Origin of the sequence: Methylobacterium sp. GC_Met_2, assembly GCF_026540795.1 — a bacterium.
Taxonomy (GTDB): domain Bacteria; phylum Pseudomonadota; class Alphaproteobacteria; order Rhizobiales; family Beijerinckiaceae; genus Methylobacterium.
Window position 1 is genome coordinate 1 of sequence record NZ_JALNUM010000011.1, and the last position, 14,984, is coordinate 14,984.

Here is a 14,984-nt window from a genome sequence, read left to right on the forward strand (position 1 = left end):
GCAGCCGGGCCTGCACCTGGCGTTCGGCCATGGCCACTACGGCATGACCGCCGGCCCGCCGAGCGGGCGCCTGGTCGCCGCGCTTCTGGCACGGCGCGCGGCCCCGATCGATCCGGCCCCTTACGCCGTCGGCCGCTTCGCGTCCTGAGCGCAAGTGCGGCCGCTCGCCCTGAGACGGATCTAGCGGCGATGACGCGGCGAGACCTCAAGCGGAGGGTGAGGCCGCCTCAGGAGGCCGAGCGCGTTCTCGCCTCGTTTGCGGCGGGTATCGAACCCTCAGCCGCCGGGCCGATCGGACACGGCTTCCGGGAAGTAGAGGTCGCGCCACGACGCGGGCGCACTCGCGATCATGCCGGTGCGCGCCATGAAGTGGGCGAACGTCATCACGTTCTGCGGGGTGAGGCTCCAGTTGGTCCCGGGCTCGTCCAGGACGCGCGCGGCGACCGCGAGCGGCAGCTTGGATCCGGTGGCGGCGATCCAGCCCGCGATCGCACCGCGCGGGTCCGCCGCGATCGCCGCCTCCGCCTCCTTCAGGGCCGCCACGATCGCGCCGAACAGCTTCGGGTTCTCGTCATGGAATCGGGTCGTCGCCAGGACGTTGGCGTAGCTGTGCGGCCCGCCCATCACGGCGAACGAGCTGAACAGTCGGCGCATCCCGGGCGCGGCGAGCAGCTGGTCTTGGAAGGGCGGCGTGCTGACGACGCTCTTCACGGTATCGACGCCCGCCAGCATGCCCGTGGTGGCGTCCGGCTGGCCCATCGAGAACAGTAGGGGATCGAACCGGGAGACGCTCGCCTCGCCCAGGGTCTGCGCGACCGCCATCTGCAGCAGGACGGCGTTGATCGTGCCCTTGCCGCCCGGGGTGGCGATCCGATCGGTGTCCTTGAAGTCCCGGATGGAGGCGATCGCCGGGTCGCGGGTCACGAGATAGAGCGGCACCGCGCCGATCGCCGCGATGCCCTTCACCGCCTGGCGCGAGCCGCGCGTGCGCGCCCAGACGATGAGCGCCCCCGGGATGCCGGCCGCCGCCACGTCCGCGCTTCCGGACAAGAGCGAAGAGATCATCGTGTCCGGCCCGCTGAAGGTGAGCCAGTTGACCTTGACCTCCGGCAGGCCCGCCTCGCGGGCGTGCTTCTCGATCAAGCGGTCGCGCTCCATGACGATGAGCGGCAGGAACGCGATCGAGAACTGCTTGGCGATGGCGATCTCGGTCTTCTCAGCCTGCGCCGCACCGGGCAGGCCGGCGAGCAGCGCGATCAGCGCCGCGGCGACCACCCGCCGCCAGGGCCAGCGATGCGTTGACGTGAAATAGGACTCAGCGAACGCCATCATCCTCGAACCCTCCGATCGCTCCGCGAGGCTACGCCCCCCAGACATCGCCGAGGAAGCGAACCCAGTTCTCGCCCATGACGCGCCGGATGCGAGACTCCGGCCAGCCGCGCGCCTCCATGGCAACGGTCAGCGCGCCGTAGCTCGCGTAATCGACAAAGGCCGCGGGCCGGCGCTGCGGCGCGAAGGTCGTGAGCTGGCGGGCGTAGCCCTTGTCATGCGTCCAGTAGGGCGGGTCGGCCTCGGTGTAGTCCTCCCAGTAGATCGACCACGCCTCGTAGCGCTGCCGGGCGTCGGTGCCGAAGCCGACGCCCTCCTCGCCCACGACGCCGATGATGTGCTCGACGACGTCGAGGAAGTCGTCGAGCGTCGCGTCCATGCCGCGCGCCAGAAACGTGGTGAAGAAGGTCACGCCGACGAACCCGCCCTTCTCGGCGATGGCGCGGAGCTGGTCGTCCGACTTGTTGCGCGGATGATCCTTCAAGGCCCGCGCGGCCACGTGGGAGTAGCAGACCGGCAGGCGTGAGGCGGCGATGGCCTCCTCGGAGGTCTTGGGCCCGACATGCGACAGGTCGATCAGCATGCGCACGCGGTTCAACTCCGCCACGACCTCGTGGCCGAAGCCTGTGAGGCCGGAGTCGCGCGCCTCGTAGCAGCCGCAGCCGATGAGGTTCTGCGTGTTGTAGGTCAGCTGCACGACGCGCACGCCGACGTCGTGGAAGAGCTGGATGAACGGGATCTGGTCCTCGATCGCCGACGCGTTCTGCCAGCCCAGGACCACGCCGATCCGGCCCTCCCGCTTGGCGGCGCGTAGATCGGCTGCGGTGAGCACCGGGCGCGCGAGGTCGGCGTTCGCAGCGAGCGACATCTTCCAGCGCGCGATGCGCTCCATGGTCGGGCGGAACCCCTCCCACACCGAGCAGGTGAAGTTGGCCCCCGTCAGCCCACCGGCCCGCATGAGCTCGAGTTCCCGGCGACCGCCGGAGGTGAGGACGAGGCCGTCGAAGACGAGCAGGTCGGGATGACGGTCAGATGCAGCCACGGAGCTCCTCGCGCGTGGGTGTGAGGGGATGCGAAAGCCCCGCTTCCGCGTCCTCGGACGATTCGAGCCTATCGCAAAGGTTCGCCGCGCTGTGGCGAACGGCGCTCCCCGCGCGCACCCTGAATCCCGCGGCGCGTTCCAAGAAGCATGCCTACCCGGTTCGACCGCTCGCCGAAGTTCGGCAACTTGGTCTCCGCGGAAAGGATCGTGCTCGGCCCCGCCTATCCTTCCATCACGACCGGGCCGTCCGGCACCAACACCCCCCGGCGTCGCCAGCGCAGGTAGAGCTGTCCGAGGATCAGGATGGCGCAAACGGTGAGGAAGGCGGCGCTGATCGGGCGCTCGACGAACACCGTCAGGTCGCCCTGCGACAGCAGCATGGCGCGCCGGAAGTTCTCCTCGAAGCGCGGCCCGAGCACGAAGCCGAGCAGGATCGGGGCCGGGTGGAAGCCGAGGATCAGCAGCAGGTACCCGAAGATCCCGATCACCAGCGTCTCGCCGACGTGGAACAGGCTGCTGCTGGTCGAGTAGACGCCGATGCACACGAAGAACAGCGCGCTGGGATAGAGGTAGCGGTAGGGGATCGTCAGCAGCTTCACCCAGATGCCGATCAGGGGGACGTTGAGCCCCATCAGGAGAATGTTTCCGACCCAGAAGCTCGCGATCAGGCCCCAGAAGATGTCTGGGTGCTGCGAGATCAGAAGCGGGCCCGGCGTGATGCCCTGGATGGTCAGGGCGGCGAGCAGCAACGCCATCACCGCGTCCCCCGGGATGCCGAGGCTCATGGTCGGGATGAAGTCGCCCTGGACCGAGGAGTGCGTCGCGGTCTCGGGCGCCGCCACGCCCTCGATCGCGCCCCGCCCGAAGCGCTCGGGGGTGCGCGAGATCTTCTTCTCGGCCGCGTAGGCGACGAACGAGGCGATGGTCGGGCCGGTGCCCGGGATGAGCGAGCACAGGCTGCCGATCAGCGTGCCGCGCAGGATCGGCAGGGCGGAGCGCTTCAGGTCCGCCCCGCTCGGGCGCATGTCGCGCAGGCGCACGCTCGCGCCGCCGCGCAACGGCTCGACCTTGTTCACGCTCTTGAGGAACTCCGCGATCCCGAACAGGCCGAGCGCGAGGGCGACGATCTCGACCCCGTCGGCGAGCTCGGGCAGGCCGAAGGTGAAGCGCTCGTAGCCCGACGTGACGTCGGTGCCGAAGATGCCGAGCAGGAGGCCGAGCGTCGTCATGGCGATGCCCTTCAGCGCCGAGCCGCGGGCCAGCGTCGAGCCGGCGAGCAGCCCGAGCAGCATCAGCGAGCACACGTCGGCGGGCCCGAACTTCAGCGCCGCCCGCACGAGGAGGGGGGCGAAGAAGATCATCATCACGATGCCGAACGAGGCGCCGAAGAAGCCGCCCAACATGGTGATGCCCAGTGCCGTGCCGCCCTTGCCCTGCTTGGTCAGGGGATAGCCGTCGAGGCAGGTCACCGCGTGCGGCGGATGGCAGGGCAGGTTGAGCAGGATCGAGCAGATCGCGCCCCCGTACTGCGCCCCGTAGAAGATGCCCGACAGCATCAGGATCGCGGCCACCGGCGGCATGGCGAAGGTGAGCGGCAGCAGGATCGAGATCGCCGCCATCACGCCCATCCCGGGCAGCACGCCGACGATGTTGCCGAGCAGGACCCCGGCGAAGCAGGCCAAGAAATTGGCCGGCTGGAGGGCGACCTCGAAGCCGTGGGCGAGGTCGGTGAGCGCCGTGCCGATCATGACTGCCCCCAGGCAAACGGCGGCAGCTGGATGTGCAGGCCGTAGTAGAACAGGGCGCAGCCGAACGCCGCGATCAGGGTCGCGAGGAGGGAGGCACCGCGCACCGTCGAGGTGCGGTCGCCCATCGCCGACAGGAACACGCAGGCGAACGTTGCCGGGAACAGGCCGGCGGTCCGGGCGAGCAGCAGGAAGGCGAGCATCCCGCCGATGATGCAGGCCCAGCCGCGCCATTCGGGTCGGCTGAGGTCGACGCGGTCGTGGTCGTGCGCGTCGGCGGCCGGAGCCTCCGACAGCCCGATGCCGAGGCCGCAGGCCACGAGGATCACGCCCATGGCCAGCGGGAAGGCCCCCGGCCCGATCGCCGCCATCGTGCCGAGGCCGTAGCTGGCCGATTCCGCGACGGCCCCCAGGCCGATCAGCGCGGTCAGGGCGCCGGCGTAGCGCTCCCTGTGCTGTTGGATCGAGTGAAGCACGCGTCCCTCCGGTCGACCTGGCTTTTTTTATTCTTGCTCGTGCGAAGCCCCCGGGCGTCGCGGGGCCGCGCGATCCGTCAAAGAAGATCAGACGTAGCAGGGACCGTCGATCAGCGGATTGGCGGCGAGGAAGCGCTCGTCGACCTCGACGCCGAGGCCCGGACCGTCCGGCGGGCACACCTTGCCCTCGGCGTCGAGCCGGTAGGGCAGACCGACCACGTCGTCGCGGAAGGGGTTGTGCCGAGCCACGTCCCCCTCGAAGTAGCCGGGGTTGTCGACGGCCGCGAGCAGGTGGAGCGTCGCCACCATGTTGATGCCGGTGGCCGAGGTGTGCGGGTTGACCGAGATCTTCCACGCGGAGGCGAGGGCGGCGATCCGCATCGTCTCGGTGATGCCGCCGGTCTTCGACAGGTCGGGCTGGACGAAGCCGAGATAGCCGGCCTGCAGCGCCTGCACGAACTCGTAGCGGGTGAAGTGATTCTCGCCGGCGGCGAGCGGCACGGTGCCGAGCCGCGCGGCCTCGCCGTAGCTGTAGGCGTCGTGGGGTGGGAACGGCTCCTCCAGCCACGCGACCCCGGCCGCTTCGAACGCCGGCATCACCCGGCGAACGTCGTCGACCGTGTAGCCGGTGTTGGCATCGACCAGGATCTCGACGTCGGCGCCCAAAGCCTCGCGCACCGCCTCGACCCGGGCGATGTCGCGCCGGGGGCTGTCGCCGACGCGCAGCTTCACCGCCCGGTAGCCGGCGGAGACGTGGGCGCGCGCCTCGTCGGCGAGCGAGGCCGGCTCCTGCCAACCGAGCGAGATGCCGCCTGCATAGGCCGGCACCGCGCGGGGGCCACCCCCGAGCAGCCGGTAGATCGGCCATCCGGTCGCCTTGCCGCGGATGTCCCACAGGGCGATGTCGAGGCCGGACAGCGCCATCGCGGCGGCCGCGCCCATGCCGTGGCTGGCGAGCTGCATTCGGTAGACCCGGGCCCAGACGCCGTTGACGTCGAGGGGATCCATGCCGAGGACGAGCTCGGACAGCGTCGTGTCGATGAGCTTGGCGATGGCGCCCGGGCAGCGCCCGTGATGGGCCTCGCCCCAGCCGACGAGGCCTTCGTCGGTCTCGACCTTCACGAGCACGGCGTCGCGCTTGACCGCGCGGCCGATGCCGAGGCGGACGTTCTGACCTTCGGGGACCCGAAACGAGATCGGGACGGACTGGATGCGGGTGATGCGCATGGGTTCTCTCAGGCGGACAGGATCTCGGGGTTCACGAGGTTGCGCGGTCGCTCGCCGCGCAGGATGCGCAGCATCTCCTCGACGGCGCCGACGCTCATCGCGCGTGAACTGGTCTGCGTGATGCCGGCCACGTGCGGGGTCAGCAGCAGGTTCGGGCAGGCCAACAGCGGGTGGTCGGAGGCCAACGGCTGCGCGTCGAACACGTCGAGCGCCGCCCCGGCGAGCGCGCCGGAATGCAGGGCGGCGGCGAGCGCGGTCGCGTCAATCACGGGCCCACGGGCGACGTTGATGAGGATGGCGTGCGAGCGCATCCGGCCGATCAGCGCGGCGTCGACGAGGCCGCGGGTCGCCTCGGTGAGCGGGCAGGCGATCACCACCGCGTCGCTCTGCGCGAACAGGGTCTCCAGGTCGACCGCCTGGACGAGACCGCCGAGCGTCGCGCCGCTGCGGGAGGCGCCGAGCACGCGCAGGCCGAAGCCGTGATGGGCGATCCGCGCGACGCGGCCGCCGATCTCGCCCAAGCCCAGTATCCCGAGGGTGCTGCCGCCGAGCTCGGCGAGGCCGTCGGCGATCGGTCGCACGGCGCCCCATCCCTGAGCGCGCAGGCCGCCGTCGAGACGCCAGACTTGGCGGCGCAGGTGAAACAGCGCGGCGAACACGTACTCGGCCACGGCCTGCGTGTTGCTGCCGGGTAGGTTGGCGACCGGAATGCCCCGCGCGGTCGCCGCCGCGACGGGGATCATGTCGAGGCCGACGCCGTGGCGGACGATGCCGCGCAGCCGCGTCGCGCCGTCCAGGATATCGTCGGGCAGCTTGACGCGCACCACGAGCCCCTCCGCCTCGGCGATGAGCGCCCGCAGGGTCTCGGGGCTCGGCCCGGGGGCGGTGACGGGGCGGGCATGGACGGCCAGCATCGCCTCCGCCTCCGGATGGATCGGGTTGGTCAACAGGACCACGGGGCGCTCGGTCATGGACCTTCCTCGACGATGGGGCTGATCAGGCTGCCCAAACCCTCGACCCAGGCGGTCATCGTCGTGCCGGGCCGGATCCAGGCCGGCGGTTGGCGCAGGGCCGCGATCCCCGCCGGCGTGCCGGTGGCGATCACGTCGCCCGGTTCCAGCACCGTCTGCTGCGACAGGTGGGCGACGAGGTCGGCCACCGAGAACAGCATTCGGGCCGTGGTGGAGTCCTGTAGGCTCACCCCGTCGATCGACAGGCCAATCCGCAGCGCCTGCGGGTCGGGGACCTCGTCGCTGGTCGCGAGATAGGGGCCGAACGGGCCGAAGGTCGCGATGTTCTTGCCCGGGCCGAAGCCGTCGCGGCGGATCAGCTCGCTGGCGCTGACGTCGTTGAACACGCCGTAGGCGCAGACATGGGCCAGAGCGTCTTGCGCCGCGACATGCTCGGCGCGGCTGCCGATCACCGCGGCGATCTCGGCCTCGTAGGTGCAGCCGCCGATGCCCGGCGGCAGCACCACGGGCTCGCCGGGACCGATCACCGTCCACGGCTCCTTCATGAACAGGAACGGCTCGGCCGGATGGGGCGCGCCGCGCTCGGCCAGCGCGTCCACGTAGTTGTGCGCGATCCCGAAGATCCGGCCGGGCTTGGGCAACGGGGCGCGCAGGCGCACCGATCGCAGAGGTAGCTGTGCCGCCTCCGGGATGGCGTGATCGCGCAGGCGGGCTGCGGCGGCGGCCAATCCTGAGCGGATCAGGTCGAGGACCTGCGGCGGAGAGCCGGCGAGCGCCGACTGCAGCGCAGGATGGGCGAGGTCGACGACCCTGTCGTCCGGCCCGCTGGCGTCGCCCAGCAGGATACCCGCCCGCTCCGCGCCGTCGCTCGTGAAGGTGACAAAGCGCATCGCGGTGTGCCTCAGGCGGCGCGGTAGCGGTCGATCACGGCGCGGTCGATCTCGACCCCGAGCCCCGGCGCGGTGGGGACCGCCACTTTGCCGCCGACCTGCCGGATCGGCTCGAGGGCCAGGTGATCCCGGAAGGGGTTCTCCTCCTGTTCGAACTCGAGCATCGGCGCGACCGGGAACAGGCAGGGGGGCTGATCGGGGATCGAGGCGAGGAAGTGGATGGTCGCGGCCAGGCCGACCACCGAGCCCCAGGCGTGGGGCACGCACTCGACGCCGTGCGCCGTCGCCATCGCGGCGATCTTCTTGCACTCGGTGATGCCGCCGGCCGCGCACACGTCCGGCTGGACGATGTCCATCGCCTTGCGCGCGATGGCGTCGCGGAAGCCCCAGCGGGTGAACTCGTTCTCGCCGCCGGCCACCGCCATGTCGAGGGCGCGGGTGACCTCGACGTAGCCGTCGAGATCCTCCGGCGAGATCGGCTCCTCGAACCATTCGATGCCGAGTTCCTCCAGCCGCCGTCCCATGCGGATGGCGGTCGGCACCGTGAGCGAGTGGTTGGCGTCGACCATGAGCCGGATGTCCGGCCCGACCGCCTCGCGCACCGCCGCCACGCGGGCGATGTCGCGCTCGATCGAACCGAGGCCGATCTTCATCTTCACGGCCTTGAACCCGGCCTCGACGTAACCGCGCGCCTCCTCGACCGCCTCCTCGACGAGGCGGTCCATGTCGGTGAAGTACAGGCCGGTCGCGTAGGCGTCGACGCTGGTGCGGAAGGCGCCGCCGATGAGCTTGTGCACCGGCTTGCCCACACTCTTGCCGATGATGTCCCACAGCGCGATGTCGATGCCGCTGATCGCGGCGATCGACATGCCCTTCGGCCCGTAATCCTTGATCCGGTTGTAGAGGTCCTCCCAGACGACCTCGACGTCGAACGGGTCCTGACCGATCACCCGGGGCGCGAGCTGCGTGTCGATGAACGCCTTGGCCACCGCGGACGGCCCGTAGCACTCGCCCCATCCGACGATGCCGTCCGCCGTCTCGATCTCGACGAGGCAGGTGCCACGGGTCTTGTACAGCCAGCCGCGCGAGGAGGTGAACGGCCGTTTGATCGGCGTGGTCACCACATGGCAGGTGATGGTCTTGATCTTGGTCACGCTATCCGTCCCAGTCGTTATTCAGATCGTTCGAGCGCTCGGAGAGGCAGGTCGGCTCAGGATTTGAAGACTTTCTCGGCCACGACCTTGATCGACTGCTCGACCCGATCGACCTCGGCGGCCAGCGCGTCCCCGGTCAGCGGCGCGGTCAGAAAGGCGTTGCGCTCGGCAAAGTCCTTGAAACGCTGGTCCCCGATCGCGGCGCTGAAGCCGTCGATCAGCTTGGTGCGCACCTCCGGCGGGAGCTTGGCCGGGGCGACCACGTAGGCCATCTGCACCACCGGGCCGAACGGGAACACGTCGTAGCCGCGCTCCTTGAAGGTCGGCACGTCGGGAAACTGCCGGAGGCGCTCGTCGGCGAACACGCCGAGCGCGCGCACGAGGCCCTGCTGCAACTGGCCGAGCGACTCGGCGGGCTTGAGCACCGCGGCCTGGATCTGCCCGCCGGCAAGGTCGGTGATGACCTTGGCGCCGCCCGTGTAGGGCGCGTTGATGTAGGCGACGCCGGCCGCCCGGGCGGTCATCGAGGCGAAGATGTGATTGAGGTTGTAGTTGCCCGGCGTGCCGATCGACACGCTGCCCGGGTTCTTCTTCATGTGGGCGAGGAAGTCGTCCAGCGTCTGGTGCGGGCTCGATCCGGGGACGAGCAGCATCAGGGGATCGATCGACACGCGGGCGATGTGGGTGAACTGATTGCTCTTCAGGGGCGTCTTGCCCTCGGCCATGTAGGCCAGCGTCGAGCTCGTCCCCATGCCGAGCGTGTAGCCATCCGGGTTGGCCGTCGCGACGCGCCGCATCCCGATCGTGCCGGTGGCGCCGGGCTGGTTCTCGACGATCATCGTGATGCCGCGCTCCTTGAGGAGCGGCTGAAGTCCGCGCGCCAGGATGTCGTTCGAGCCCCCCGCGTTCCAGGGCACGATGAAGGTGACCTCGCGCGCCGGGAAGGTCGACTGCGCCATGGCGGTCCGTGCCCCGAGGGCACCCAGGGCGAAGCTTCCGACGAGGCTGCGGCGGGTGATCATGGCGTTCCTCACGTCTTCGTTGTTTGTTATAACGATGGAATGCGGGTACGTTGTCAAGCGGGGGCGAATCCCGCGGCGTCGGTCCGGTTCGATCTGCGCCGCGTGGGCTGCCGAGGGGCTGGGGGGCCAACATCATGAGGCACGTCGAGCGGCTGCCGCTCTGGGATCAGGCCTATGCCGAGCTGCGGACCGCCATGCTCGGCGGACGGTTCGGGCCGGGTGAGCGGATCCTCCTGCGCGAGGTGGCGGCCGAACTCGGCATCAGCCTCACGCCGGTCCGCGACGCGGTCAACCGGCTGATCGCCGAGCACGTGCTGGAGCGTGGCAGCTCGGGGCAGGGGGGTGGCGCCGTGGTCCCGCGCATGAACGTGGAGCGTTTCGACGAGTTGCTGACGATCCGCTGCGACCTCGAAGGTCGGGCCGCGGCCCGCGCCGCCGAGCGCGCAGTACCGGACGACCTGAGTGTCCTCGACGCGCTGCTCGCCGAGATGAAGGCCCTGATCCGGCAGCAGAGCCTCGACGCGTATCTCGATCTGCACCGGCGCTTCCATTTCGAGCTCTACGCCCTCGCGCGTATGCCCATCCTGGAGGGGTTGATCGAGAACATCTGGCTCAGGTGCGGCCCGGTCCTGACCTACGTCATCCCGGACTACGTGCTGCTTGAGAAAGGGAGCGACCTGCACACCGCGGCACTCTCGGCCCTGCGCACGGGCGACGCGGAGGCGGCAGCCGCCGCGATCCGGCAGGATATCCGCGAGGCGGGCCAGTACATCGCCGGTCTCGCTGACGCCGCCGGGCTCATCGAAGACCCGGCGGCGAGCCGCCGGCCGCGGGCGCACGCGGCGTCATGACTTGTATGGGCGCGCCCCTAAGTCAGGACCGCCTTTGTCTTCGCGCGGATGAGTTCGTGGTCGATCTCCGCGCCGAGCCCGATCCCCGTGGGCGCGTGCACCATGCCGGCGGCATCGACCGCGATGTCCGCGGCGAGGCCGTACTTCTGCGCCGCATCCGGCAGCAGCACCTCGAAGAACTCGGTGTTGCGGATCGCCATGACGACGTGGAGGTTGGCGACGTTGTTGAGCGAGTTGCCGCCGTGGTGAACCTCGAAGTTCATCCCGAAGGCCTCCGCGAGATGGGCCGCCTTGACGAGCGTGGTGATGCCGCCCTTCACCGCCACGTCGCCGCGCAGAAAATCGGTGGCGCGCTGCAGGATCCAGGGCGCGTAGGACTCGAAGCCGGCCTGCGGATACTCGGTCGCCATGATCGGCACGTCGAGCTTGGCCTTGAGCTTGACGTAGCCGTAGAGGTCGGAATCCGCGAGCGGATCCTCGTACCAGTAGTAGCCCGCCGCCTCGATCGCGCGGCCCACCCGCAGCGCCTGCTCGTAGGAATACCCCCAGCAGGCGTCGAGCATCAGCGTGAACCCGTCACCCATCCCGGCACGCACCGCCTCGCAGATCGCGATGTCCTCGCGCCAGACTTGAGGCGGGTGGATCTTGTAGGCGCTCCAGCCGGCGTCGCGATACGCACACGCCTGCTCCACGTAGGCCGTGGCCCCCTCGAGGATCTGCGAGCTGGCGTAGGCGGGCACGCGGTCGCGATAGGTGCCGATGAGCCGATGGATCGGCAGTCCCGCGGCCTTGCCGGCGAGATCCCAAAGGGCGACGTCGAGCGCGCCGATCGTTCGGACGGAGGCCGCGCGCACGCGGGCCCACAGCTCTTGGTTCAGGCGCTCGCGGTCGAGGGGATCTCGCCCGATGAGCACCGGCTTGAGCACCCGCACGAGAAGCGGCGCGTCGAGATCGGCCGGTCCGTAGGCCGATCCGAGGAAGGCGTGCCCCTCGATGCCCTCGTCGGTGTGGATCGTGACGAGGCCGAGTTGGCTGCTGCCCACCGCGCGCGCCGTGCGTCCGGAGTAGCGCGTCGGCGGGATATCGTCCCAGCCGAACAGGGTCACAGTGACATCTCGTATGCGCATGACGTCGCCTCCGGCCCGGGGCCACCGCGGATGCGGCCTTCGCTCTTCGGCGCGTTCGGGCCGCCCACCATCTAGAGCCACCGTGACCCGCGCGTCGAGACGTGGGCCGGCCAAATACTGGGAGGAACACCGTGAGTATCCCGTCGATGCCGGCTGACGCGGTCGGCCGAGAAGCTCTGCGCAGGATTAGCCTGCGTTTGCTGCCATTTCTGGTGCTGAGTTACCTCGCGAACTACATCGACCGGGTCAACGCGGGCTTCGCCGCCCTGCAGATGAACCGGGAAGTCGGGCTGACGGCGAGCGCGTTCGGTCTCGGCGGCGGGATGTTCTTCATCGCCTACCTGCTGTTTGAGGTGCCGAGCAATCTCGCGATGGTCCGGGTCGGAGCGCGCCTATGGCTCACGCGGATCATGATCACGTGGGGGCTCGTCTCCGGAGCGATGGCGCTGACCTCCGGTCCGGTCTCTTTCTGCGTGCTGCGGTTTCTGCTGGGTGCGGCGGAAGCCGGCTTCGTGCCCGGCGTGATCCTGTACCTGATGCAGTGGTTCCCGGCCCGGGAGCGGGCCCGCGTCATCGGCCTGTTCATGGTCGCGAGTCCCGTGGCCGGCATCGTCGGCTCGCCGATCTCGGCGGCGCTGCTCGGGCTCGACGGCTGGCTCGGCCTCTCGGGCTGGCAGTGGCTGTTCATCATCGAGGCGATGCCGGCCGTCTTGATCGGCCTCGTCGGCCTGTTCTGGCTGACCGACTCGCCGGCGCAGGCGCGTTGGCTCGACCCGGAGCACAAGGATTGGCTCGCCGACCGGCTCGCCGCCGACGCTACCGCACGGATCAGCGTCGAGAAGACCTCCGTCTGGGCGGTGATGGGTGATCGCACCGTGCTGGTGCTGTCGCTGATCTACGCGGGGCAAGCCACCGCCAACGCAGGCTTGTCGCTGTGGCAGCCGCAATTCCTGAAGTCGTTCGGCCTCTCGACGGCGGAGGTCGGCCTCGTGAACGCTATCCCGTTCGCCGTCGCCGCCTTGGCGATGTACGCGGGCGGCCGGAGTTCCGATAGGCGCGACGAGCGCGTCTGGCACACGGCCGTCCCCACCGCACTGACGACGCTGGGCCTCTGCCTGTGCCTCGTCCTGCACGGCTTGATCCCGACCGTATGCCTATTGTGCCTCGCCTTGTTCGGCGTATCGGCGTCGCGCGGCCCCTTCTGGGCGCTGACGACCGAGTGGTTGTCCTCGCGCGCGGCAGTCGCGGGGATCGCACAGATCAACGCGGTGGGCACCGGTGCGAGCTTCTTCACGAGCTGGGCGACCGGGGCGATCAAGGATGCGACCGGAAGCTGGCCGTTGGCGCTCCTGCCGCTCGCCGGCGTGACCGCGGTCGCCACGGTGGCCGTTGTCCTGCTCGGACGCCCGAGGCCCTCGGCCGCAGCGTCTTCGGACCGACCCGAGCCGCACGTGACCCCGACGACGCCCGTGGCGGCGGAGCCGTGAACGCCGTCCGCGCCCCGCGTGACGCGATAGTCTCGGCGCCAGCCTGACGCCGCGACGTGTTTGGGCACGGCCGCGCCGGAAGGCTTTGTGGCCACGCTGCGCGCCGCGGAATTCACGACCGGTGCCAGGACCGCCGCGGCTGGTCCAGCATGGGGTAGTCGGCACGCCTGATCATGCGCTTCGACGGAGCATCTCACGCCGGCCGGTGCGCGGCCTGCCCCTGAGGGCGGCCCCCCAAACGAAGGAGTGTAGGGGTTGTTCCATACCGCGGCTGCTCGGCTCAAGGCCGAGCTTCGCGAAGAAGACCCTGACACGCTTCGGCGCGAGTACTGATATCGCCGACGCTCGTCTTGGGCATTCGATCCTTGAGACTTTCCATGTCTACGCTCATCCGCGCTGGCCTGTCGCTCGGCGCCATAACGGTTTTCGCCGGCCTGCCACGGCTCGCCTCGACCGAGGCCGGATTGGCCGCAGGCCGCATGGCCGTCGCACAACTCTCCGACAGCGATGCCGCCCCCTTCAAGACACAGATCGCGTCCGACCTCGCTGGCGGCTCGCCCCTGGCGTTCCCGGCACTGCTCGCCGTCCTCGCGATGATCTGGCTCGTGCCCGCCCGACGCGCGCGCCTGGCTGTCGTCGTCCTCGGACTTGGCGCATTCGCGGAGCCCGAGCCCGCGTGCGCCTACTTCAGCAAGTACGACTACGGCGAATACATCGAGATCCTGCCGAACCAGTCGGCCTTCGTGATCCCGGAGAGCGGGGACACGAAGACCACGCAGGCGCAGTTCGGCTCGGAGAGGTTCCTCGCCGAGAGCAAGGTCGCGGCCAAGCGCGTGCAGATCCCGCACACGAAGCTGCCGAACACCGGCACGCTGTCGGACTACTACGTGCCGGCCGCGCGCCTGATCATCGTCGACCGCACGCCGGTGTCGCGCGAGTGGACGACCTCGGCCAACCGCGGCACGTCGAGCTTGGATCAGGGCTTCCGCTTCGAGACCGCTGAGTCGATCGGTCTGTCGACCTCGGTCGTCATCTCGGCCTTCGTCAAGGAGGAGGACGCGGCCAAGTTCCTGTATTGGTTCGGCACGAAGTCGGCCGCCCAGGATACCGACGAGGCGCACTTCGCCTCGGTGCTGTACGGCCGCTCGCTCGCCGAGGTGGTCGACGGCAACGTCCACCGCACGGTTCAGGCGGCGCTCGCGCGCGAGTTCGGCCGCCGCTCGACCGATGACGCGATCCACCAGAAGGCTGAGATCATGGCGGCCGTCGAGAAGGCGGTGATCGACCAGTTCGCGCCGATGGGCGTCACAGTCACGACGCTGGGTTTCGCCGACGAGTTGAACTTCGAGAACTCCGCGATCCAGGCGGCGATCGACGACACGTTCATGGCCAACAAGCGGGCGCAATCGGCCCAAGCGCAGCTCGCCACGCTGCCGATCCAAGAGCGGATCCTCGACCTAGAGATCCGCCGCTCGGACGCCCAGGCGCGGCAGACGCTGGCGGGGCGCTGGAACGGTAGCGTCGCGGGCGTCCTACCATCCTGGGTCGTAATCCCGAGCGACATCCTCGGCACGATCCGCAGCTGGTTCGGCGGTGACGTGAAGCCCGCACTTCCGGCTGCGGCGCCGAGAGGCTGAGCTCGACGCGACCAAGCCGCCGGCGA

At 69.7% G+C, this 14,984-nt stretch carries 13 protein-coding genes; 3 read left to right on the top strand and 10 right to left on the bottom strand.

The features are described 5' to 3' along the window. Nucleotides 1–276: 276 nt before the first annotated feature. The 9 genes from OXS49_RS06335 to OXS49_RS06375 form a co-directional block, all read right to left on the bottom strand. Nucleotides 277–1,332, bottom strand: coding sequence for an ABC transporter substrate-binding protein (locus OXS49_RS06335; RefSeq protein WP_267422849.1), 1,056 nt, complete (start codon nt 1,330–1,332; stop codon nt 277–279). Nucleotides 1,333–1,360: 28 nt separating this feature from the next. Further along, a complete protein-coding gene (locus OXS49_RS06340) occupies nt 1,361–2,371 on the bottom strand; it encodes a dipeptidase (RefSeq protein ID WP_267422850.1) in 1,011 nt (336 codons plus the stop codon). A 221-nt stretch (nt 2,372–2,592) separates the two neighbouring features. Further along, on the bottom strand, nt 2,593–4,119 hold the full coding sequence (locus tag OXS49_RS06345; RefSeq protein ID WP_267422851.1) for a tripartite tricarboxylate transporter permease: 1,527 nt from the start codon (nt 4,117–4,119) through the stop codon (nt 2,593–2,595). Continuing rightward, nucleotides 4,116–4,592, bottom strand: a complete 477-nt coding sequence (locus OXS49_RS06350; RefSeq protein WP_267422853.1) for a tripartite tricarboxylate transporter TctB family protein — start codon at nt 4,590–4,592, stop codon at nt 4,116–4,118. Before OXS49_RS06350 ends, OXS49_RS06345 begins: the two co-directional genes overlap by 4 nt. A gap of 87 nt (nt 4,593–4,679) precedes the next feature. After that, the gene (locus OXS49_RS06355; RefSeq protein ID WP_267422854.1) at nt 4,680–5,819 is read right to left on the bottom strand and encodes a mandelate racemase/muconate lactonizing enzyme family protein; all 1,140 of its coding nucleotides are present in this window, start codon (nt 5,817–5,819) and stop codon (nt 4,680–4,682) included. Between the two features lie 8 nt (nt 5,820–5,827). After that, nucleotides 5,828–6,790, bottom strand: a complete 963-nt coding sequence (locus OXS49_RS06360) for an NAD(P)-dependent oxidoreductase (protein WP_267422855.1) — start codon at nt 6,788–6,790, stop codon at nt 5,828–5,830. Next, the gene (locus tag OXS49_RS06365; RefSeq protein WP_267422856.1) at nt 6,787–7,680 is read right to left on the bottom strand and encodes a fumarylacetoacetate hydrolase family protein; all 894 of its coding nucleotides are present in this window, start codon (nt 7,678–7,680) and stop codon (nt 6,787–6,789) included. Before OXS49_RS06365 ends, OXS49_RS06360 begins: the two co-directional genes overlap by 4 nt. A gap of 11 nt (nt 7,681–7,691) precedes the next feature. After that, on the bottom strand, nt 7,692–8,834 hold the full coding sequence (locus OXS49_RS06370) for a mandelate racemase/muconate lactonizing enzyme family protein (protein WP_267422857.1): 1,143 nt from the start codon (nt 8,832–8,834) through the stop codon (nt 7,692–7,694). 56 nt (nt 8,835–8,890) lie between these two features. Then, complete coding sequence (locus OXS49_RS06375) at nt 8,891–9,856, bottom strand: tripartite tricarboxylate transporter substrate binding protein (protein WP_267422858.1); 966 nt, start codon at nt 9,854–9,856, stop codon at nt 8,891–8,893. A 134-nt stretch (nt 9,857–9,990) separates the two neighbouring features. Between OXS49_RS06375 and OXS49_RS06380 the strand changes: the two genes are divergently transcribed. Further along, a complete protein-coding gene (locus tag OXS49_RS06380) occupies nt 9,991–10,707 on the top strand; it encodes a GntR family transcriptional regulator (protein ID WP_243999637.1) in 717 nt (238 codons plus the stop codon). A 17-nt stretch (nt 10,708–10,724) separates the two neighbouring features. Here the strand turns inward: OXS49_RS06380 and OXS49_RS06385 are convergent, their stop codons facing one another. Further along, nucleotides 10,725–11,834, bottom strand: a complete 1,110-nt coding sequence (locus OXS49_RS06385; RefSeq protein WP_267422860.1) for an enolase C-terminal domain-like protein — start codon at nt 11,832–11,834, stop codon at nt 10,725–10,727. A 131-nt stretch (nt 11,835–11,965) separates the two neighbouring features. On the opposite strand from OXS49_RS06385, the gene OXS49_RS06390 reads away from it, so the two are divergent. Together OXS49_RS06390 and OXS49_RS06395 are read left to right on the top strand one after the other, a co-directional pair. Beyond that, a complete protein-coding gene (locus tag OXS49_RS06390) occupies nt 11,966–13,321 on the top strand; it encodes an MFS transporter (protein WP_346016931.1) in 1,356 nt (451 codons plus the stop codon). Between the two features lie 377 nt (nt 13,322–13,698). Further along, entirely contained in the window at nt 13,699–14,958 is a 1,260-nt protein-coding gene (locus OXS49_RS06395; protein ID WP_267422861.1) for an SPFH domain-containing protein, read from the top strand. Nucleotides 14,959–14,984 lie beyond the last annotated feature (26 nt).

Bases quoted from the DNA above. Each gene is read 5' to 3' on its own strand.
- OXS49_RS06335 (WP_267422849.1), bottom strand. From the start codon at position 1,332: ATGATGGCGTTCGCTGAGTCCTATTTCACGTCAACGCATCGCTGGCCC.
- OXS49_RS06345 (WP_267422851.1), bottom strand. From the start codon at position 4,119: ATGATCGGCACGGCGCTCACCGACCTCGCCCACGGCTTCGAGGTCGCC.
- OXS49_RS06355 (WP_267422854.1), bottom strand. From the start codon at position 5,819: ATGCGCATCACCCGCATCCAGTCCGTCCCGATCTCGTTTCGGGTCCCC.
- OXS49_RS06360 (WP_267422855.1), bottom strand. From the start codon at position 6,790: ATGACCGAGCGCCCCGTGGTCCTGTTGACCAACCCGATCCATCCGGAG.
- OXS49_RS06365 (WP_267422856.1), bottom strand. From the start codon at position 7,680: ATGCGCTTTGTCACCTTCACGAGCGACGGCGCGGAGCGGGCGGGTATC.
- OXS49_RS06375 (WP_267422858.1), bottom strand. From the start codon at position 9,856: ATGATCACCCGCCGCAGCCTCGTCGGAAGCTTCGCCCTGGGTGCCCTC.
- OXS49_RS06380 (WP_243999637.1), top strand. From the start codon at position 9,991: ATGAGGCACGTCGAGCGGCTGCCGCTCTGGGATCAGGCCTATGCCGAG.
- OXS49_RS06385 (WP_267422860.1), bottom strand. From the start codon at position 11,834: ATGCGCATACGAGATGTCACTGTGACCCTGTTCGGCTGGGACGATATC.
- OXS49_RS06395 (WP_267422861.1), top strand. From the start codon at position 13,699: ATGTCTACGCTCATCCGCGCTGGCCTGTCGCTCGGCGCCATAACGGTT.